This is a genomic window from Streptomyces brasiliensis, from assembly GCF_014647875.1.
Taxonomy (GTDB): Bacteria; Actinomycetota; Actinomycetes; order Streptomycetales; family Streptomycetaceae; genus Streptomyces; species Streptomyces brasiliensis.
Genome location: NZ_BMQA01000002.1, coordinates 441,173 through 459,621, shown reverse-complemented (window position 1 = coordinate 459,621; position 18,449 = coordinate 441,173). Strand labels below are relative to the sequence as shown.

At 71.9% G+C, this 18,449-nt stretch carries 20 protein-coding genes; 18 read left to right on the top strand and 2 right to left on the bottom strand.

All coding sequences use genetic code 11. The annotated features are described in order from the left end of the window. The first annotated feature begins 9 nt into the window (after window positions 1-9). The 12 genes from ald to IEZ19_RS05730 all read left to right on the top strand — a co-directional run bounded on the left by ald (window position 10) and on the right by IEZ19_RS05730 (window position 12,051). On the top strand, window positions 10-1,134 hold the full coding sequence (ald, locus tag IEZ19_RS05785) for an alanine dehydrogenase (RefSeq protein WP_189309889.1): 1,125 nt from the start codon (window positions 10-12) through the stop codon (window positions 1,132-1,134). A gap of 388 nt (window positions 1,135-1,522) precedes the next feature. Further along, complete coding sequence (locus IEZ19_RS05780) at window positions 1,523-2,656, top strand: ParA family protein (protein WP_189309888.1); 1,134 nt, start codon at window positions 1,523-1,525, stop codon at window positions 2,654-2,656. Next, window positions 2,641-3,243 carry a hypothetical protein gene (locus IEZ19_RS05775; protein WP_189309887.1) on the top strand — a complete coding sequence of 201 codons (603 nt, stop codon included), beginning with the start codon at window positions 2,641-2,643 and terminating at the stop codon, window positions 3,241-3,243. The genes IEZ19_RS05780 and IEZ19_RS05775 overlap by 16 nt, the downstream gene beginning before the upstream one ends. A gap of 38 nt (window positions 3,244-3,281) precedes the next feature. After that, entirely contained in the window at window positions 3,282-4,595 is a 1,314-nt protein-coding gene (locus tag IEZ19_RS05770; RefSeq protein WP_189309886.1) for a segregation and condensation protein A, read from the top strand. Next, window positions 4,592-5,266 carry an SMC-Scp complex subunit ScpB gene (gene scpB, locus IEZ19_RS05765; RefSeq protein ID WP_189309885.1) on the top strand — a complete coding sequence of 225 codons (675 nt, stop codon included), beginning with the start codon at window positions 4,592-4,594 and terminating at the stop codon, window positions 5,264-5,266. Before IEZ19_RS05770 ends, scpB begins: the two co-directional genes overlap by 4 nt. Continuing rightward, window positions 5,266-6,336, top strand: a complete 1,071-nt coding sequence (locus IEZ19_RS05760; protein WP_189309884.1) for a pseudouridine synthase — start codon at window positions 5,266-5,268, stop codon at window positions 6,334-6,336. The genes scpB and IEZ19_RS05760 overlap by 1 nt, the downstream gene beginning before the upstream one ends. A 103-nt stretch (window positions 6,337-6,439) precedes the next feature. Then, entirely contained in the window at window positions 6,440-7,405 is a 966-nt protein-coding gene (locus IEZ19_RS05755; RefSeq protein ID WP_189309883.1) for a sigma-70 family RNA polymerase sigma factor, read from the top strand. Between the two features lie 16 nt (window positions 7,406-7,421). Next, entirely contained in the window at window positions 7,422-7,976 is a 555-nt protein-coding gene (locus IEZ19_RS05750; RefSeq protein ID WP_189309882.1) for a TIGR03086 family metal-binding protein, read from the top strand. Between the two features lie 150 nt (window positions 7,977-8,126). Further along, window positions 8,127-9,446 (top strand): MFS transporter, encoded by a 1,320-nt coding sequence (locus tag IEZ19_RS05745; protein WP_373296918.1) that lies wholly within the window; start codon window positions 8,127-8,129, stop codon window positions 9,444-9,446. Between the two features lie 95 nt (window positions 9,447-9,541). After that, window positions 9,542-10,264: an NUDIX hydrolase gene (locus IEZ19_RS05740; RefSeq protein ID WP_189309934.1), complete on the top strand. Its 723-nt coding sequence runs from the start codon at window positions 9,542-9,544 to the stop codon at window positions 10,262-10,264. Further along, complete coding sequence (locus IEZ19_RS05735; protein ID WP_189309881.1) at window positions 10,261-11,280, top strand: ADP-ribosylglycohydrolase family protein; 1,020 nt, start codon at window positions 10,261-10,263, stop codon at window positions 11,278-11,280. The genes IEZ19_RS05740 and IEZ19_RS05735 overlap by 4 nt, the downstream gene beginning before the upstream one ends. Window positions 11,281-11,283: 3 nt before the next feature. Continuing rightward, entirely contained in the window at window positions 11,284-12,051 is a 768-nt protein-coding gene (locus IEZ19_RS05730) for a nucleotidyltransferase domain-containing protein (protein WP_189309880.1), read from the top strand. On the opposite strand, the gene IEZ19_RS05725 is transcribed toward IEZ19_RS05730, so the two are convergent. After that, window positions 11,971-12,720, bottom strand: a complete 750-nt coding sequence (locus tag IEZ19_RS05725) for a nucleotidyltransferase domain-containing protein (protein WP_189309879.1) — start codon at window positions 12,718-12,720, stop codon at window positions 11,971-11,973. The two genes, IEZ19_RS05730 and IEZ19_RS05725, sit on opposite strands and share 81 nt — an antisense overlap. 22 nt (window positions 12,721-12,742) lie before the next feature. Next, a complete protein-coding gene (locus IEZ19_RS05720) occupies window positions 12,743-13,192 on the bottom strand; it encodes a Rieske (2Fe-2S) protein (protein WP_189309878.1) in 450 nt (149 codons plus the stop codon). 245 nt (window positions 13,193-13,437) lie between these two features. Here IEZ19_RS05720 and IEZ19_RS05715 point away from each other — a divergent pair, with 245 nt between their 5' ends. The 6 genes from IEZ19_RS05715 to der all read left to right on the top strand — a co-directional run bounded on the left by IEZ19_RS05715 (window position 13,438) and on the right by der (window position 18,444). Beyond that, window positions 13,438-13,854 carry a YidB family protein gene (locus IEZ19_RS05715; RefSeq protein WP_189309877.1) on the top strand — a complete coding sequence of 139 codons (417 nt, stop codon included), beginning with the start codon at window positions 13,438-13,440 and terminating at the stop codon, window positions 13,852-13,854. A 120-nt stretch (window positions 13,855-13,974) separates the two neighbouring features. Then, window positions 13,975-14,337, top strand: a complete 363-nt coding sequence (gene aroH, locus IEZ19_RS05710) for a chorismate mutase (protein ID WP_189309876.1) — start codon at window positions 13,975-13,977, stop codon at window positions 14,335-14,337. Further along, the gene (locus IEZ19_RS05705) at window positions 14,334-15,419 is read left to right on the top strand and encodes a prephenate dehydrogenase (RefSeq protein ID WP_189309875.1); all 1,086 of its coding nucleotides are present in this window, start codon (window positions 14,334-14,336) and stop codon (window positions 15,417-15,419) included. Before aroH ends, IEZ19_RS05705 begins: the two co-directional genes overlap by 4 nt. 127 nt (window positions 15,420-15,546) lie before the next feature. Further along, window positions 15,547-16,233 carry a (d)CMP kinase gene (cmk, locus tag IEZ19_RS05700; RefSeq protein ID WP_189309874.1) on the top strand — a complete coding sequence of 229 codons (687 nt, stop codon included), beginning with the start codon at window positions 15,547-15,549 and terminating at the stop codon, window positions 16,231-16,233. 59 nt (window positions 16,234-16,292) lie between these two features. Then, a complete protein-coding gene (locus IEZ19_RS05695) occupies window positions 16,293-16,880 on the top strand; it encodes a lysophospholipid acyltransferase family protein (RefSeq protein ID WP_373296916.1) in 588 nt (195 codons plus the stop codon). 79 nt (window positions 16,881-16,959) lie between these two features. After that, window positions 16,960-18,444 (top strand): ribosome biogenesis GTPase Der, encoded by a 1,485-nt coding sequence (gene der / locus IEZ19_RS05690; protein WP_189309872.1) that lies wholly within the window; start codon window positions 16,960-16,962, stop codon window positions 18,442-18,444. The last annotated feature ends 5 nt before the right edge of the window (window positions 18,445-18,449 follow it).

Genomic DNA, 18,449 nt, shown 5'->3' with positions numbered 1-18,449 from the left:
CCAAGGACCGTGATCGACGTGAAGGTCGGCATCCCCCGCGAGGTCAAGAACAACGAGTTCCGGGTGGCCATCACCCCCGCCGGCGTGCACGAGCTGGTGCGCCACGGCCACCAGGTCGTCATCGAGCGCGGCGCCGGTGCCGGCTCGTCGATCCCGGACGACGAGTACATCGCCGCCGGTGCCCAGATCCTGGAGACGGCCGACGAGGTATGGGCCGCCGCCGACCTGCTGCTGAAGGTCAAGGAGCCCGTCGCCGAGGAGTACCACCGCCTCCGCAAGGACCAGACGCTCTTCACCTACCTGCACCTGGCCGCCTCCCGTGAGTGCACGGACGCCCTCCTGGAGTCCGGCACCACCGCGATCGCCTACGAGACCGTCGAGCTGCCCAGCCGCGCCCTGCCGCTGCTCGCCCCGATGTCCGAGGTCGCGGGCCGGCTGGCCCCGCAGGTCGGCGCCTACCACCTGATGCGTCCGGCCGGCGGCCGCGGTGTGCTGCCGGGCGGTGTCCCGGGTGTGCTGCCCGCCAAGGCCGTCGTCATCGGCGGTGGCGTCTCCGGCTGGAACGCCGCGCAGATCGCCGTCGGCATGGGCTTCCAGGTGACCCTGCTCGACAAGGACATCAACAAGCTCAAGGAGGCGGACAAGATCTTCGGCTCGAAGATCCAGACCGTCGTCTCCAACGCCTTCGAGCTGGAGAAGGCCTGCCTCGAGGCCGACCTCGTCATCGGTGCCGTCCTCATCCCGGGTGCCAAGGCCCCCAAGCTGGTCACCAACGAGCTGGTCTCCCGGATGAAGCCGGGAAGTGTCCTTGTCGACATCGCGATCGACCAGGGCGGCTGTTTCGAGGACTCGCACCCGACCACGCACGCCGAACCGACCTTCAAGGTCCACGAGTCGGTCTTCTACTGCGTCGCCAACATGCCCGGCGCGGTGCCCAACACCTCCACCTACGCACTCACCAACGCGACGCTGCCGTACATCGTCGAGCTCGCCAACCGCGGCTGGGTCGAGGCGCTGCGCCGTGACCCGGCTCTGGCCAAGGGTCTCAACACCCATGACGGCAAGGTGGTTTACAAGGAGGTCGCCGAGGCGCACGGCCTCCCGCACGTCGAGCTGGAGTCCCTGCTCGGCTAAGTCACCCTTTCGTAAAGGCGATACGTCAACACGGTGCGTCAACCGCGTACACACGGCCGGACCTTGCCCGACAAGGTCCGGCCGGATGTGTGTATGGTCACTTTGCGGCTCTCGGTCAACTCGCCTCGAACGTAACCCTTCGACCGATTCGCACACCGGTGAAACCTGCTGTGCGACGGCCGTACGCCCTTGACAGCAGGATGTTTGATTGCCGACACATCCTGCCGGGTCCGGCGGATTGTGTTGCTGCGGACGCCCGACACGCCATAGAGTCGCCAACCGTCGGCATGGTGCCACGCTGACCTTGTCTAGAAGTTTCCTGGTCACCAAGGAGGTAAGACGACTTGTGAATGAGTCGACATTTTCTCCCGGGGGTGGTCAACCAGGAATGCCGGCACGGGGCCAGGGCCCCGCGGGATTCGAGGCTGTCGGCTCCGTAGCTGTGCGCACCTTCGCAGCCCACCAAGGTCCGGGCCTGCAGACCACCCGGACAGCACACCAGAGCATGGATGGCCATCACGTGAACGCCATGGCCGGCGACGGAAGTGGCGCGCCCCACAACCACTTCGCCGACTACGACGAACTGCCCGACGGGCACTTCTACGATCCCGACGCCGAATACGAGCCCGACCCCGAGTACGCGGCCACGCTCGCGCCCGACGCTGCCCGCCAGCGCCGCGAGCGCATCGGCCCGACCGGGCGCCCGCTGCCGTACTTCCCGATCCCGGGCCCGCTGACCGATCACGGACCCGCGAAGATCATCGCGATGTGCAACCAGAAGGGCGGCGTCGGCAAGACGACGTCGACCATCAATCTGGGTGCCGCGCTCGCGGAGTACGGCCGTCGCGTGCTGCTCGTGGACTTCGACCCGCAGGGCGCGCTGTCGGTCGGACTCGGCGTCAATCCGATGGAACTCGACCTCACCGTCTACAACCTGCTCATGGAGCGGGGCATGTCCGCGGACGAGGTCCTCCTGAAGACCGCGGTCCCCAACATGGACCTGCTGCCGAGCAACATCGACCTGTCGGCCGCCGAGGTCCAGCTGGTCTCCGAGGTCGCGCGCGAGTCGACGCTGCAGCGTGCCCTGAAGCCGCTGATGCCCGACTACGACTACATCGTGATCGACTGTCAGCCCTCGCTCGGCCTGCTCACCGTCAACGCGCTTACGGCCGCCCACAAGGTGATCGTGCCCCTCGAGTGCGAGTTCTTCGCCCTGCGCGGTGTCGCGCTGCTGACCGAGACCATCGAGAAGGTCCAGGAGCGGCTCAACCCCGAGCTGGAACTGGACGGCATCCTCGCCACGATGTACGACTCGCGCACGGTCCACAGCCGTGAGGTGCTGGCCCGTGTGGTCGAGGCGTTCGACGACCACGTCTACCACACGGTCATCGGCCGCACGGTCCGTTTCCCGGAGACCACGGTCGCCGGCGAGCCGATCACCACGTACGCCTCCAACTCCGTCGGTGCCGCCGCCTATCGCCAGCTCGCCAGGGAGGTGCTCGCCCGGTGTCACGCCGAGTGAGTCTGCCGGGGGCCGACGAACTGTTCCGTACGACAGGGGGAATGGCGCTCCAGCCGTCCACTCCCCGGCGCCCGGCCAACGGCGAGGCCCGGGTGCCGGCTCCCGCGGGGGAGAGCGACGGCGCGGCCGCCTCGTCGGAGGACGCGCCGCAGTCCGTGCCGGTGCAGGGCGGGGACGGCGACGGGGCGGAGCACGTGGCGGCGGAGGCGGAGCCGGTCGACACCGGTGAGTCCCGCAGCCGCGCCGCGCAGACCGCGGGGGAACGCCCCGAACGGCGTCAGACGGCGCAGGAAGGTTCTGGCGGCTCGCCCGCCGCGGCTCCTCAGGCGGGAGCACAGTCGCGCAAGCGGGGCCGGGCGGCGGCCCGGCGGCCCAGTGGGCGCGAGCGGCACGACGAGAAGATCACCGTGTACGTCTCCGCCGAGGAACTGATGGACCTGGAGCACGCCCGGCTGGTGCTCCGCGGCGAGCACGGCCTGGCGGTCGACCGCGGGCGGATCGTCCGCGAGGCGGTCGCCGTGGTGCTGGCCGACCTGGAGTCCCGAGGGGACGCGAGCATTCTGGTACGGCGGCTGCGCGGCCGGTAGTCGGCACCGCAGGCGCCAGACGATAGCCTGCGACGGCCATGACCTCGAACGACGTACCCACCCCCGGCATCCCGCCCGGCCGCAGACGCACCCTGGGCCGCGGCCCCGGCGCGAGCGCTTCGCGGGTTCAGCCGCTCCCGGCGCCGGTGGAGCCGGTTGTGCTCGAGGCCACGGGAGTGCGGGCAGCCGAGGCAGACACAGCAGACGCAGCAGACACAACGGGGTGGGAAGAAGACACCGGCGTGGAACCGCCCGCCGCTCCCGCACCGGCCCTGCCGCCGACGCACGAACCACCGCCGCCGGACGAACCGTCTGCGCCGGAACCCGATCCGGCCCATGAGCCGCCCCAGGCGGAGACGCCCGGGGAGGAGCCCCGAGCCGTGGCCGAGGCGGCGACCGTCGCCGTACCGGAGACGGCGAGCGTCCCCGGGCCGGTGTCCCCCGCCGAGCCGCACCCCCCGACCCTCCCCGAGCCCGGGTCCGGCACCCGGCAGCCGCTTCCGGCAGACACCCGTCCCCGGGGTGAGGCCGAAGACGCCCCCGACGGTGTCTTCAAAGTCCGGCTGGCCAACTTCGAGGGGCCCTTCGATCTGCTGCTCCAGCTCATCTCGAAGCACAAGCTCGATGTCACCGAGGTGGCGCTGTCCAAGGTCACCGACGAGTTCATGGGGCACATCCGGGCCATGGGGCCGGACTGGGATCTTGATCAGACGACCGAGTTCCTCGTCGTCGCCGCCACCCTGCTCGACCTCAAGGCCGCCCGGCTGCTGCCCGCCGCCGAGGTCGAGGACGAGGCCGACCTCGCGCTGCTGGAGGCCCGGGACCTGCTGTTCGCTCGGCTGCTCCAGTACCGGGCGTACAAACAGATCGCCGACATCTTCCAGCACCGGCTCGAGCGGGAATCCCGTCGTTATCCCCGTACCGTCGGGCTCGAACCGCACCACGCCGAGCTGCTGCCCGAGGTCGTCATCAGCATCGGCGCCGAAGGCTTCGCCAAGCTCGCCGTCAAGGCCATGCAGCCGAAGCCGAAGCCGCAGGTCTACGTCGACCACATCCACGCGCCGCTGGTCAGCGTCCAGGAGCAGGCCGGGATCGTCGTCGCGCGGCTCAGGGAACTCGGCGAGGCCAGCTTCCGGGCGCTCGTCGAGGACACCGACGACACCCTGACCGTCGTGGCGAGATTTCTGGCACTGCTGGAGCTGTATCGGGAGAAGGCCGTCGCGCTCGAACAGGAGACGGCGCTCGGCGACCTGCTCGTGCGCTGGACCGGCGGCGACAGCGACGAGGCCCCGAAGGTCACCGACGAGTTCGACCGGCCCCCCGAGGAGCCCAAGGAGGAGAAGAAGGCGTGAGCGAGGAGACCACGGAGGTCCCGGCCGGTCTGCGCACCGTCGCGGACCTCGACCTCAAGCCCGCCCTGGAGGCGGTCCTCATGGTCGTCGACGAGCCCGCGACCGAGGAGCACCTCTCGAAGATCCTCCAGCGGCCCCGGCGGCAGATCGGCGACGCGTTGCGCGCGCTGGCCGACGAGTACACCGTGCAGGGCCGGGGCTTCGAGCTGCGGCTCGTCGCGGGCGGCTGGCGTTTCTACAGCCGTCCCGAGTACGCCCCTGCCGTCGAGGGCTTCGTCCTGGACGGCCAGCAGGCCCGCCTCACCCAGGCCGCGCTGGAGACCCTGGCCGTCGTCGCCTACCGCCAGCCGGTGAGCCGCAGCCGCGTCTCGGCCGTACGCGGAGTGAACTGCGACGGTGTGATGCGCACCCTCCTGCAGCGCGGGCTGGTCGAGGAGGCGGGCACGGAACCCGAAACAGGTGCGATCCTGTACAGGACGACGAACTACTTCCTGGAGCGGATGGGCCTGCGCGGCCTGGACGAGCTCCCGGAGCTCGCGCCCTTCCTTCCGGAGGCGGAGGCGATCGAGGCCGAGACCCAGGAGGCAGTACCGTCGTTCGATCCGGACGGTCCGGACCCGGACGACGGTCCCACGACGTACACGCCTGACACGACGACGACGGAACTTTGATGCGAAGCAGCGGCAGCGGCAAGAGCGGCGGGCGCGGTAACTACCGCGGTGCCGGCAACAACAGGGACGAGCGACAGGGGCAGGGCCGGCCCCGCAAGCCCCGCCCCGAGGAGCGCCGCTACGACGTGGGCCCCGGAGCCACGCAGGACGGCCCCAAGTCCGGGCGCGGCGGCGCGGCCCGCGGTGGCGCCAAGGGCGGGCCCAAGCAGTCCCAGCAGGGCGCCGGGCGCGGCCGTACGGCCCCCGCCCGCTCCCGCGAGTACGACGCGCGGACCGAGGAGCGCAACCGCGAGCGGTACGCGGGCAAGAAGGACATCCGGCTGCCCAAGACGTTCCCGGGTGCCGAGCAGGAGGGCGAGCGGCTGCAGAAGGTCCTCGCGCGCGCGGGCTACGGCTCGCGGCGTGCCTGCGAGGAGCTGATCGAGCAGGCGCGCGTCGAGGTCAACGGCGAGATCGTCACCGAGCAGGGCAAGCGGGTCGACCCGGAGAAGGACGAGGTCAGGGTCGACGGTCTGACCGTGGCCACGCAGTCGTACCAGTTCTTCTCGCTGAACAAGCCCGCCGGTGTCGTCGCGACGATGGAGGACCCCGAGGGGCGCCAGTGCCTCGGCGACTACGTCACCAACCGGGAGACGCGCCTCTTCCACGTCGGCCGGCTCGACACCGAGACCGAGGGCGTCATCCTGCTCACCAACCACGGCGAGCTGGCGCACCGGCTGACCCATCCCAAGTACGGCGTGAAGAAGACGTACCTGGCGGCGATCGTCGGCCCTATCCCGCGCGACCTGGGCAAGCGCCTCAAGGACGGCATCCAGCTGGAGGACGGTTACGCGCGCGCGGACCACTTCCGGGTCGTCGAGCAGACCGGCAAGAACTACCTGGTCGAGGTCACCCTGCACGAGGGCCGCAAGCACATCGTCCGCCGCATGCTCGCCGAGGCGGGCTTCCCGGTGGAGAAGCTGGTGCGTACGTCCTTCGGCCCGATCACCCTGGGCGACCAGAAGTCGGGCTGGCTGCGCCGCCTGTCCAACACCGAGGTCGGCATGCTGCTGAAGGAGGTCGACCTCTAGGAGGCGGCTCCTGTCGTGGGCCGGTCCCGGATTCGTCCGGGACCGGCCGATGCTTTTTCACGCTCCCGCCGGTCTGTATCCCAGGCGGACGGAGGGAGCCGGCATGGCTGTGACGGGGACGGACCACGAGGAGTTCGTACGGCTGACCGACCCGTACCGGCGGGAGCTGCTCGCGCACTGCTACCGGATGCTGGGCTCGGCCGACGAGGCCGAGGACCTGGTGCAGGAGACGTATCTGCGGGCCTGGCGGTCGTACGACGGCTACGAGGGCCGGGCGAGCCTGCGGACCTGGCTGCACCGGATCGCCACCAACACGTGTCTGACGGCGCTGGAGGGCCGCGCGCGGCGTCCGCTGCCCTCCGGGCTCGGCGGGCCCTCCGAGGCGCCCGAGGAGGTCCTGAGCGCTCCCGTGACGGACGTTCCGTGGCTGCGGCCGCTGCCCGACGCGCTGCTCGACCCGGCCACCGTCGTGGCCGCGCGGGGCAGCCTGCGGCTCGCGCTGGTCGCCGCGTTGCAGCATCTGCCCGCGCGCCAGCGGGCCGTGCTGATCCTGCGGGACGTCCTGGCCTGGCGGGCCTCCGAGGTCGCCACGCTGCTCGGGACCTCGCCGGTCGCCGTGAAGAGCACCCTGCAACGCGCGCGTGCCCGCCTCGACGAGGTGGCTCCGGACGAGGACCTGCTCGCCGAGCCGGAGGGCGCGGCGGACCGGGAGGTGCTCGACCGGTACATGGCCGCCTTCGAGCACGCCGACATGGACGCGCTGATCGGGTTGCTCCAGGAGGGCGTCGAGCTGGAGATGCCGCCCAACCCGGAGTGGTTCAGCGGGCGCAAGAACGTGCTGCGCTTCCTGGCGTCCCGGGCGCACCACCGGGCGGGCATCGCACGGATGCTGCCCACGCGCGCGAACGGACAGCCGGCCGTCGCGATGTATCTGCGTGACGAGGACGGCGTCTTCCGCGCGCATTCGGTCCAGGTGCTCACCGTGCGCCAGGGGACCGTCACCCGTATCACCGCCTTCCTGGACGCCGGGTTGTTCGAGGGGTTCGGCATGCCGCGGGTGCTGTCGTGAGCGCCGGGAGGCCCAGGTGAACGCCGGTGAGTTGCTGGAGCGGTCGCTCGCCTACGCGTTGGGCAGTGTCGCCGGGGTGGTGCCCGGCAGCCTCGGGCGGGCCACCCCGTGCGCCGCGTGGGACCTCGGGGATCTGCTCGGTCATCTCGACGACTCGGTGGAGGCGTTGTACGAGGGGCTGACCGGCGGGCGGATCGGGCCGTTTCCCTCCCCCGCCGGTGGCGACGCGGCGTGTGGGTTCCGTACGCGCGCGTGCGCACTGCTCGGCGCCTGGGCCGCCGGGCCCGGGGAGCGGGTCCTGGTGGGCGAACGGGCGCTGGACGTGCGGGTGATGGCCGCCGTCGGCGCCGTGGAGATCACCGTGCACGGCTGGGACGTCGCCCAGGCCGGCGGGCGGCCCCGGCCGATCCCGGGCGCGCTCGCCGCCGAACTGCTGTCCGTCGCGCGGTGCGTGGTCGCGGCGGAGGACCGGGGCGTGCGGTTCGCGGCGCCGCTCACCGTGTCGCCGCGCGCCGGTGCAGACGTCCGGCTGCTGGGCTTTCTCGGGCGCCGCGGTTCCTTCCCGGGGTGAGCCGGGTCGATTCTTCGTGACCGGCCCTCAGGGCCTCACGAAAGGAACCGTCATGACCGACACGACCGTACGTGTCCCCGCCGCGAGGCACCCCCCGGCGAGGCGCCCTGGCGGCGCGGCTGGACCGTCGCCCTCGCCGGGCTCGGCGCCCTGCTGTGCTCCCTCGACGTCGTGGTCGTCGCCACGGCGCTGCCCGCGCTGCGGGCCGGCTTCGGGGCGAGCCTGTCCGACCTGGAATGGACCATCAACGCCTACAACCTCGTCTTCGCCTGCCTGACCCTGACCGGAGCGGCCCTCGGCGACCGTTTCGGCAGGCGGCGGATGTACGTCGTCGGGCTCGCCGTCTTCACGCTGGCCTCCGCGTTTTCCGCACTGGCTGGCAGGCCGGGCGAACTCGTCGCCGCGCGGATCGCCCAGGGCGCCGGCGCCGCCGTCCTGCTGCCGCTGACCCTGACCCTGATCAGCGACGCGTTCCCGGCCGAGAAGCGGGGTGTCGCGATCGGTGTGTGGGGCGGGGTGACCGGGCTCGGCGTGGCGGCCGGACCGGTGCTCGGCGGGGCCGTCACCGAGGGACTGTCCTGGCAGTGGATCTTCTGGCTGAACGTGCCGACCGGCCTCGTCATGCTGCCCCTGGCCGCCACGAAGCTCCGCGAGAGCCGTGGTCCGCGGCACCGACTCGACGTTGTCGGGCTGCTGTTGGCGGCTGTGGGGCTGACCGGACTGGCCTGGGCGCCGGTGCGGGCGCCCGCGGCGGGCTGGGGGAGCGCCGAGGTGATCGGGGCCCTGGTCACCGGTGTCGCGTTCGTGACGGCGTTCCTTCGGTGGGAGCGGTCGGGCGCCCGCTATCCGATGCTGCCGCTCGCGCACTTCCGCAACCGCGGATTCTCCACCGCCAACGCCGCCGGCTTCCTGACGTTCGCGTCGCTGCTCGGCGCCCTCTTCATGATCACGCAGCTGTTCCAGGTGGGGCTCGGCTACTCCCCGCTGGAGGCGGGCGTGCGCATCCTCGTGTGGAACGCCATGCCGCTGCTGGTGGCCCCGGTCGCGGGCGCGCTCGCGGACCGTTACGGCACCCGGCCCTTCATGCTGGCCGGCCTGCTGCTCCAGGCGGTGGGCCTCGGCCTGCTGGCCTGGCAGGTGGAACCCGGTGTCGGCTACGGCCGTCTCGTCGGCCCGCTCATCGTCGCCGGCGTCGGCATCTCCCTGGTCTTCCCGAGCGTCGCCAACGCCGTGACCTCGTCCGTGCCGCTCGGCGACGCGGGCGTGGCGGCCGGCGTCAACAACGCGCTGCGCGAACTCGGCGGGGTCTTCGGCATCGCCGCCGCCGCGATCGTCTTCACGGCCTACGGCGGTTACGGCTCACCGCAGGCCTTCGTCGACGGCTGCGGCGCAGCGCTGTGGGTGACGGCGGGAGCGGCGGGCCTCGGGGCGGTGGCGGCGGCGTTCGCACCGGCACGCGGGGGCAGTTGAGAGGGGCGACGGGGTTGTGCGGCCCGCTCGCGCTCTTTATAGTCGTAACGACTATTAGTCAACGCCGATCGTGAAGGGGGCGAGCGGGCGTGACCATGCCGACCGGCTACGACAAGTACGCCTTCGAACCTTTCGCCGTCACCGTCGACCTCGCCGTGTTCACCCTGCGCGCCGGCGCCCTGCACGTGCTGCTCGTCGAGCGCGGGCAGGAGCCGTACGCCGGCCACTGGGCGCTGCCCGGCGGCTTCGTGCTGCCGACCGAGTCCGCCGAGACCGCGGCCCGGCGCGAACTCGCCGAGGAGACCGGCCTGTCGGACGTCGGCGGCCTGCACCTGGAGCAGCTGCGCACCTACAGCGAGCCCGGCCGCGACCCCCGGATGCGGGTCGTGTCGGTCGCGTTCACCGCGCTCGTGCCCGACCCGCCCGAACCGCACGCCGGCAGCGACGCGGCCCAGGCGCGGTGGCTGCCGTACGACACGGCGAAGCCGCTCGCCTTCGACCACGACCGGATCCTGGCGGACGCCCACGACCGCGTCGGCGCCCGGCTCGAGTACACGTGTCTCGCCACCGCCTTCTGCCCGCCCGAGTTCACGCTCGGCGAACTGCAGCGGGTCTACGAGACCGTGTGGGGCACCGCCCTCGACCGGCCCAACTTCCGGCGCAAGGTGCTCGCCACTCCCGGCTTCGTCGAACCGGTCCCGGGCGCTGCCCGGCTGACCGGCGGCCGCGGCAAACCCGCCGCGCTCTATCGCGCCGGAGCCGTCACCACCCTGCACCCGCCCCTGCTCCGACCGTCCCGGGAAGGACGCCCCGCATGACCTCAACGGTGAACAAGCTCGCCGCCACCGGCTCTCTGCTCGGCCTCGCGCTCGGGGACGCCCTCGGGTTCCCCACCGAGTTCAACGACGTGCCCTCGATCCTCGCCAAGTGCGGGCCGTGGCGCGAGATGGAGCTGCCGAAACGCGCCTTCGTCTCGGACGACACCCAGATGACGCTGGCGGTGGGGCGGGGCCTGAGGACGGCCATGGACCGCGGTGTGCTCGCGCCGAAACGGCTGGCGCGGCCGGTGCGCGAGGAGTTCGTGGACTGGTACCGGTCGCCGGAGAACAACCGTGCGCCCGGCCGCACCTGCCTCAAGGCGTGCAGCCTGCTGAAGGAGGAGGGGCGGGTCTGGCAGGACGCCAGCCAGATCGGCTCCAAGGGCTGCGGCGCCAACATGCGGGTGGCGCCCATCGGCCTCGCCCCCGGCCTGAGCGACGAACAGCGCGCGGGGGCCGCCCAGTTGCAGGCCGCGCTCACCCACGGGCACCCCACCGCCCTGGCCGCCTCCGACCTCACCGCCCACGCCGTTCGGCTGCTCGCCCAGGATGCCGAGCCGACCGGACTCGTCGGACAGCTCCGCTCGTACGCCTACGACAGCCGCGGCCACTACCACCACGAGTGGCTCGGCGACCTGTGGACCCGCGCGCAGGACCCCACGCCCGAGCACTTCATCGGCCGCGGCTGGGACGACTGCCTGGCCGCCCTCGACCGGCTCCAGGACGCCCTGCGCACCCCCTCGCCGGAGACCGACCCCTGCCTGGCCACCGGCGCGGGCTGGATCGCCGAGGAGGCCCTGGCCACCGGCCTGCTGTGCTTCCTGCTCTTCGTCGACGAACCGGTCACCGCGCTGCGCCGGGCCGCGTGCAGCTCCGGCGACTCGGACTCGATCGCCTGCCTGACCGGCGCCTTCGCGGGTGCCCACCTGGGTGCGGAGGCCTGGCCGACACCGTGGGCGGACCGCATCGAGTACCGGGGCGACCTGATGACGCTCGGAGCACTCTGGGACGCTTAGCCCATGCTCGACGCTCTCGACACCGACCTGGCTCCGGTCATCGCCGAACAGCCCCACCCCGTCCTCTTCGCGACCGTCTCCGGCGCGCATCTGTACGGCTTCCCCTCCGAGGACTCCGACCTGGACCTGCGCGGTGTCCATCTGCTGCCCGCCGGCGAGCTGCTGGGGCTGCGAGAGCCGGAGGAGACCCGGTCCAGGGCCTGGGTGCGCCAGGGCGTCGAGATGGACCTCGTCACCCACGACCTGCGCAAGTTCGTACGGCTGATGCTGCGGCGCAACGGCTACGTCCTGGAGCAGCTGCTGTCGCCGCTGGTCGTGCACACCGGCGACGCGCACCGCGAACTGGCCGCGCTGGCGCCCGGGGTCCTCACCAGCCATCACGCGCACCACTACCGGGGGTTCGCGGTGACGCAATGGCGGCTGTTCGAGAAGACCGGTGAGCTGAAGCCGCTGCTGTACACCTTCCGTGTGCTGCTCACCGGCATCCATCTGATGCGCAGCGGCGAGGTGCAGGCCCATCTGCCCACGCTCGTGGCGGAGTCGGACGTGGCCCCCGGCTACCTGCCCGGCCTGATCGCCGCCAAGGCGCAGCGCGAGCACGGGTCCGCCGAGGTCGACCACGCGCGCGTGCAGGCCGATGTGGAGCGGCTGCACGCCGTGCTCGACGAGGCGCAGGCCGGCTCAGCCCTGTCAGACGCCCCCTCCGCGTACGACGCCCTGCACGACTTCGTGGTGCGGGTCCGGCTCGACGGGCAGCTCCCGCAGGGCTGAGGCGCGGCGGACCCGCACCAGGAAGTCCTCCACGCACCGGCGGTCCGGCTCCGGCGGGAGCGGCGAGCGCGGTGCGGCCCGCTCGGTCTCGCCCGCCAGCCGGGCCATCCAGGCCTCGACCTCCGGCCACGGGACCTCGCCCCGCTTCACCGCCAGCAGCGCGTCCCGCTGATCGCCGACGTCGATCCGCAGCTCGCCCGTGGCCAGCAGATCGCGGGCGCTCGTCAGCAGCCGCAGCAGATGCATCGCGTGCTTCCAGCGCGGGGCTCCGTGCGTGCGGACATCGACGTCGAGCTTCTTGCGCTGCCCGAGCGCGTAGCGCGTAAACGTGTCGTGCACCTGCCGGGACAGGAACGCCCCGCGCAGGGCCAGCAGTTCGCGGCCCGTGTCGTCGACGTGCTCCACCAGGGGCGAGTGCAGACACTCCAGGACGTTCGGGTTCCCGCGCAGGGCGAGTTCGCAGAAGCGCTCCAGCTCCCAGCCGAACTGCTCCTCGGCCGGGCCCTCCACGTGCGTCGGCGGCTTCTCGAAGCGCCAGAACAGCGGCGTCGGGGCGAGGAAGACGCCCCGCCGGTCGGTGTCGCTGCCCTCCGTCGCCAGACCGAAGGCGCGCGAGCCCATCACGCACGCGTAGACGGTGTGGTCGCGGACCAGGTCGTGAGGGTGCATGCCCGTGAGCGTACGGGCCCGCTCACGCGAGGCGGATCGAATTTCCGTCCACGGTGATGTTCGCCGGCGCCAGGGGCTGCATCGCCGGGCCGTTGGCCACCGAACCGTCGGCCACATGGAACTTGCTGCCGTGGCAGGCACAGTCGATCGTGCCGTTCGCGACCTTCGCCACCGTGCAGCCCTGGTGGGTGCACAGCGCCGAGAACGCCTTGAAGCGGCCCTGCGACGGCTGCGTCACGACGACCTTCTCGGCCTCGAAGACCCGGCCGCCGCCGACCGGGATGTCACTCGTCCTCGTCAGCTCCTGCCCGGCGGCGGCCGCGGTCGTGGACCCGGGGGCCGATTCCGTCGCCGTCTCGCTCGCCACTTCCGTCTTCGTGTCGCCGCTCTCGCTGCCGCAACCCACGCAGCCCACGGCGAGTGCCGCCGCGCCGGTGGCGAGGACGCTGCGCCGCGTTGCACTGTCGGTCATGTCGTCACTCCAAAACGCAGGGAAATCGCTCCGAGCGGAGCATCAGCATCCTGGCACCGGAGCCATCGAAGTCAGAGCAACCCGGGGTGAAGTGCACCAAAACGCGCAATCCGTACACCAGGCGGCGCAACGCACACGGCGCCGCGCCCTCACCCCGAGTAGCAGGGCGGGGAGATCCGAGTGACATTGGCAGGGTCCGAGGCCGGCTCCCTACCAGCGCCCGGCCGTACGCGAAAGGCAGGACGATGGCGGGTGACGATCTCGATCTCGGCAAGATGCTCGGGCAGCTCCTCGACAGTCAGAGCGGCAGCGCGGCCGGCGGCACGCTGGGCACGCTGCTCTCCTCGCTGGCCGGCCGCCAGGGCGGCGGCTCCAACCCGCTCGGCGGGCTGCTCGACATGCTCGCCAAGTCCGGGACGGCCCAGCAGAAGGACTCCTGGGCCGGCAACGGCCCGAACCGGTCCGTCACCGGCAGTCAGATCCAGAAGGCCCTGCCCGACGAGACCATCCGGCACGTCGCCCAGCAGGCCGGAGACACACCCCAGCAGGCCGCCGACGAGATCGCCCACTCGCTGCCCCGGGTCGTCGACAGACTGACCCCGACCGGCCAGATGCCCTCGGGCACCTCCCTGGAGGACCTCGCCGAGCAGCAGAACCTCTGAGGCGCCGGCCCACCGCGCCCGGCCGCGGTCTCAGGGGGCGGGCGCCACGCACCGTTGTGACGCGGGCTGACTAGGCTGGACGGGCAAGAGCCGACAAGCACCTCAGCAAGGAGCAGCACCGTGGCGGTACGAGCGGTCCGGGGGGCCGTCCAACTGGAACGGGACGAGGCCGGTCACATGGACGAGCAGGTCGGGGCCCTGCTCACCGCCATCCTCGAACGCAACGGGCTGACCGCCGACGACCTGATCAGCATCTGGTTCACGGCCACGCCCGATCTGCACAGCGACTTCCCGGCCGCCGCGGCCCGCAAGCTCGGCATCGTCGACGTGCCCCTGATCTGCGCCCAGGAACTGGACATCGAGGGCGCCATGCCCCGCGTGGTCCGCATCCTCGCGCACATCGACTCCGACCGGCCCCGCGCCGACCTCGCGCACGTCTACCTCGGTGCCGCGGCCGCCCTGCGCAAGGACATCGCCCAGTGAGGACCGCACTCGTCATCGGCACCGGCCTCATCGGCACCTCCGCCGCGCTCGCCCTGACCCAGCGCGGCGTCACCGTCCACCTCGTCGACCACGACCCCGAGCAGGCCCGTACGGCGGCCGCGCTGGGCGCCGGCACGGACGAGGTTCCGGACGGCCGCGTCGACCTGGCGATCATCGCCGCGCCGCCCGCGCACGTGGCTACCGTCCTCGCGGACGCCATGCGGCGGGACGCGGCCCGCGGCTACATCGACGTGGCCAGCGTCAAGGGCGGCCCGCGCCGCGAACTGGAGCACCTGGGCCTCGACCTCTCGTCCTACATCGGCACGCACCCCATGTCGGGGCGCGAGAAGTCCGGGCCGCTGGCCGCCAGCGGCGACCTCTTCGAGGGCCGCCCCTGGGTGCTGACCCCCACCCGGGACACCGACACCGAGGTGCTGAACCTCGCCCTGGAGCTGGTCTCGCACTGCCGGGCCGTGCCGGTCGTCATGGACGCCGACGCCCACGACCGCGCGGTCGCCCTGGTCTCCCACATGCCCCACCTGGTCTCCAACATGGTCGCCGCGCGTCTGCAGCACGCCGAGGAGGCCGCCGTACGGCTGTGCGGACAGGGCATCCGCGACGTGACCCGGATCGCCGCGTCCGACCCCGGGATGTGGATCGACATCCTGTCCGCGAACCCGGGCCCGGTCGCCGACCTCCTCGCGGACGTCTCCACCGACCTCGACGAGACCGTCCGCGCCCTGCGCGCCCTGCAGTCCTCCGACGAGGCCAAGCGGCAGGAGGGCAGCGCCGGCATCGAGGACGTGCTGCGACGCGGCAACGCGGGGCAGGTCAGGGTGCCCGGCAAGCACGGGTCCGCGCCGCGGGTGTACGAGGTCGTGGCGGTCCTCATCGACGACCAGCCGGGCCAGCTGGCCCGCATCTTCGCGGACGCGGGGATGGCCGGGGTCAACATCGAGGACGTCCGCATCGAGCACGCGACGGGACAGCAGGCCGGTCTCGTCCAGCTGATGGTGGAGCCGAAGTCGGTGCCGGTGCTGTCGGCGGCGCTGCGGGAGCGAGGGTGGGCGTTGCGGCAGTAGGCGGGCGGTGCTGTCGGTACCGGTCGTCCCGCCGGGACAGAGCCGTCACCCGAAGCCAGTAACCTTGTGCAGGGCACCATCGCGCCCCGCCCACTCCCGCCTCACCGCACCAGGAAGGTGTCCCTCCGTGGAAAACGGCGCCGCCCGACCCGTGATTGTCGCCATCGACGGCCCCTCCGGCACGGGCAAGTCGAGCACGTCGAAGGCCGTCGCCGCGCAGCTCGGCCTCAGCTACCTCGACACCGGGGCCCAGTACCGGGCGATCACCTGGTGGATGGTGAACAACAGCATCGACCTCGACGACCCGACCGCCGTCGCCGCCGTGGCCGCGAAGCCGGAGATCGTCTCGGGCACCGACCCGGCCGAACCGACGATCACCGTCGACGGCACCGACGTCGCCGCCCCGATCCGCACCCAGGAGGTCACCTCCAAGGTCAGCGCGGTCAGCGCCGTGCCCGAGGTGCGCGCCCGGATCACCGAGCTGCAGCGCTCGCTGGCGGCCTCCGCGGAGAAGGGCATCGTCGTCGAGGGGCGGGACATCGGCACCACCGTGCTGCCGGACGCCGACCTGAAGATCTTCCTCACCGCCTCCCCCGAGGCCCGCGCGGCCCGCCGCAGCGGTGAGCTCAAGGGCGTCGACGTCCACGCCACCCGCGAGGCGCTGATCAAGCGCGACGCGGCCGACTCCTCCCGCAAGACCTCGCCGCTCGCCAAGGCGGACGACGCGGTCGAGGTGGACACCACCGACCTCACCCTCCAGCAGGTCATCGAGTGCGTCGTCACCCTCGTCGAGGAGAAGCGGACGGCGAAGTGACCGAGGCTGCCGCGTCGGAGCGGGGCGCCGAGGTCGGGCGGCGCCTCGGCGTCGGCCTGATGCACACGCTGTGGCGACCGCGCGTGCTCGGCGCCTGGAGGGTGCCCGCGAGCGGCCCGGCGATCCTCGCCGTCAACCACTCCCACAACATCGACGGCCCGATGGTCATGGGCGTGTCGCCCCGGCCGACGCACTTCCTGATCAAGAAGGAGGCGTTCGTCGGACCGCTCGACCCGTTCCTGCGGGGCATCGGCCAGCTGAAGGTGGACCGCCACAGCGCCGACCGCACGGCGATCACCCGCGCGCTCTCCGTGCTGGACGCCGGGGGAGTGCTCGGCATCTTCCCGGAGGGCACCCGCGGCGAGGGCGACTTCGCCTCGCTGCGCGCCGGGCTCGCCTACTTCGCCGTACGCAGCGGTGCGCCGATCGTGCCCGTCGCCGTACTGGGAAGCTCCGACAAGCCGGGACGGTTGATAAAGGCACTGCCCCCGCTGCGCTCCCGCGTGGACGTCGTCTTCGGCGACCCGTTCGAGGCGGGCGACGGCAGCGGCCGGCGCACGCGCAAGGCGCTCGACGAGGCGACCGAGCGCATTCAGAAGCAGCTCACCAGCCACCTGGAAAACGCCAGGCGCCTCACCGGGCGCTAGGGCGACACTTGAGTAGTGGATCTCCGTTTGTGCGGGGATGCCACCGATCACCACGATGGAACGACGAGGTACGGACTTCATGAACGAGCAGAACCAGCCCGACGGCTCGGCCGAGCACGAGTACGAGCACGGGGCGCTCGGCGACGCCGAGTACACGGAGTTCATGGAGCTCGCCGCGGAAGAGGGCTTCGACCTCGAGGACGTCGAGGGTGCCATCGAGGCGGCGGGCCACGGTCCGCTGCCTGTGCTCGCCGTCGTCGGCCGCCCCAATGTCGGCAAGTCGACCCTCGTCAACCGGATCATCGGCCGTCGCGAGGCGGTCGTCGAGGACAAGCCCGGCGTCACCCGCGACCGCGTGACCTACGAGGCCGAGTGGTCGGGCCGCCGCTTCAAGGTCGTCGACACCGGCGGCTGGGAGCAGGACGTCCTCGGCATCGACGCCTCCGTGGCCGCCCAGGCCGAGTACGCGATCGAGGCCGCCGACGCCGTGGTCTTCGTCGTGGACGCCAAGGTCGGCGCGACCGACACCGACGAGGCGGTCGTACGGCTGCTACGCAAGGCCGGCAAGCCGGTCGTGCTGGCCGCCAACAAGGTCGACGGCCCGAGCGGCGAGGCGGACGCGGCCTACCTCTGGTCGCTCGGTCTCGGCGAGCCGCACCCGGTCTCGGCCCTGCACGGCCGGGGCACCGGCGACATGCTGGACGCCGTCCTGGAGGTCCTGCCGACCGCGCCCGAGCAGACCTTCGGCGGCACCGGAATCGGCGGCCCGCGCCGCATCGCGCTGATCGGCCGCCCGAACGTCGGCAAGTCCTCCCTCCTGAACAAGGTGGCCGGCGAGGAGCGCGTCGTCGTCAACGAACTCGCGGGCACCACCCGCGACCCGGTCGACGAGCTGATCGAACTCGGCGGCGTGACCTGGAAGTTCGTCGACACGGCCGGCATCCGCAAGCGCGTCCACCTCCAGCAGGGCGCCGACTACTACGCCTCGCTGCGCACCGCCGCCGCCGTCGAGAAGGCCGAGGTCGCCGTCGTACTCATCGACGCCTCCGAGAACATCTCGGTACAGGACCAGCGCATCATCACGATGGCCGTCGAGGCGGGCCGCGCGATGGTCATCGCCTACAACAAGTGGGACACCCTCGACGAGGAGCGCCGCTACTACCTCGAGCGCGAGATCGAGACCGAGCTGGGCCAGGTCACCTGGGCGCCCCGCGTCAACGTCTCCGCGCGCACCGGCCGCCACATGGAGAAGCTGGTCCCGGCGATCGAGACGGCCCTGGCCGGCTGGGAGACCCGCGTGCCGACCGGTCGCCTGAACGCTTTCCTCGGCGAGCTGGTCGCGGCCCACCCGCACCCGGTTCGCGGCGGCAAGCAGCCCCGCATCCTGTTCGGCACCCAAGCCGGCACCAAGCCCCCGCGGTTCGTCCTCTTCGCTTCCGGCTTCATCGAGGCGGGCTACCGCCGCTTCATCGAGCGCCGTCTGCGCGAGGAGTTCGGCTTCGAGGGCACGCCGATCCATATCTCCGTGCGGGTGCGCGAGAAGCGCGGCGCGAAGAAGAAGTAGAGACC

Bases quoted from the DNA above. Each gene is read 5' to 3' on its own strand.
- der (WP_189309872.1), top strand. From the start codon at position 16,960: ATGAACGAGCAGAACCAGCCCGACGGCTCGGCCGAGCACGAGTACGAG.
- IEZ19_RS05780 (WP_189309888.1), top strand. From the start codon at position 1,523: ATGCCGGCACGGGGCCAGGGCCCCGCGGGATTCGAGGCTGTCGGCTCC.
- IEZ19_RS05755 (WP_189309883.1), top strand. From the start codon at position 6,440: ATGGCTGTGACGGGGACGGACCACGAGGAGTTCGTACGGCTGACCGAC.
- IEZ19_RS05770 (WP_189309886.1), top strand. From the start codon at position 3,282: ATGACCTCGAACGACGTACCCACCCCCGGCATCCCGCCCGGCCGCAGA.
- IEZ19_RS05720 (WP_189309878.1), bottom strand. From the start codon at position 13,192: ATGACCGACAGTGCAACGCGGCGCAGCGTCCTCGCCACCGGCGCGGCG.
- IEZ19_RS05730 (WP_189309880.1), top strand. From the start codon at position 11,284: ATGCTCGACGCTCTCGACACCGACCTGGCTCCGGTCATCGCCGAACAG.
- IEZ19_RS05695 (WP_373296916.1), top strand. From the start codon at position 16,293: ATGCACACGCTGTGGCGACCGCGCGTGCTCGGCGCCTGGAGGGTGCCC.
- IEZ19_RS05740 (WP_189309934.1), top strand. From the start codon at position 9,542: ATGCCGACCGGCTACGACAAGTACGCCTTCGAACCTTTCGCCGTCACC.
- IEZ19_RS05735 (WP_189309881.1), top strand. From the start codon at position 10,261: ATGACCTCAACGGTGAACAAGCTCGCCGCCACCGGCTCTCTGCTCGGC.
- IEZ19_RS05725 (WP_189309879.1), bottom strand. From the start codon at position 12,720: ATGCACCCTCACGACCTGGTCCGCGACCACACCGTCTACGCGTGCGTG.
- IEZ19_RS05715 (WP_189309877.1), top strand. From the start codon at position 13,438: ATGGCGGGTGACGATCTCGATCTCGGCAAGATGCTCGGGCAGCTCCTC.
- IEZ19_RS05760 (WP_189309884.1), top strand. From the start codon at position 5,266: ATGCGAAGCAGCGGCAGCGGCAAGAGCGGCGGGCGCGGTAACTACCGC.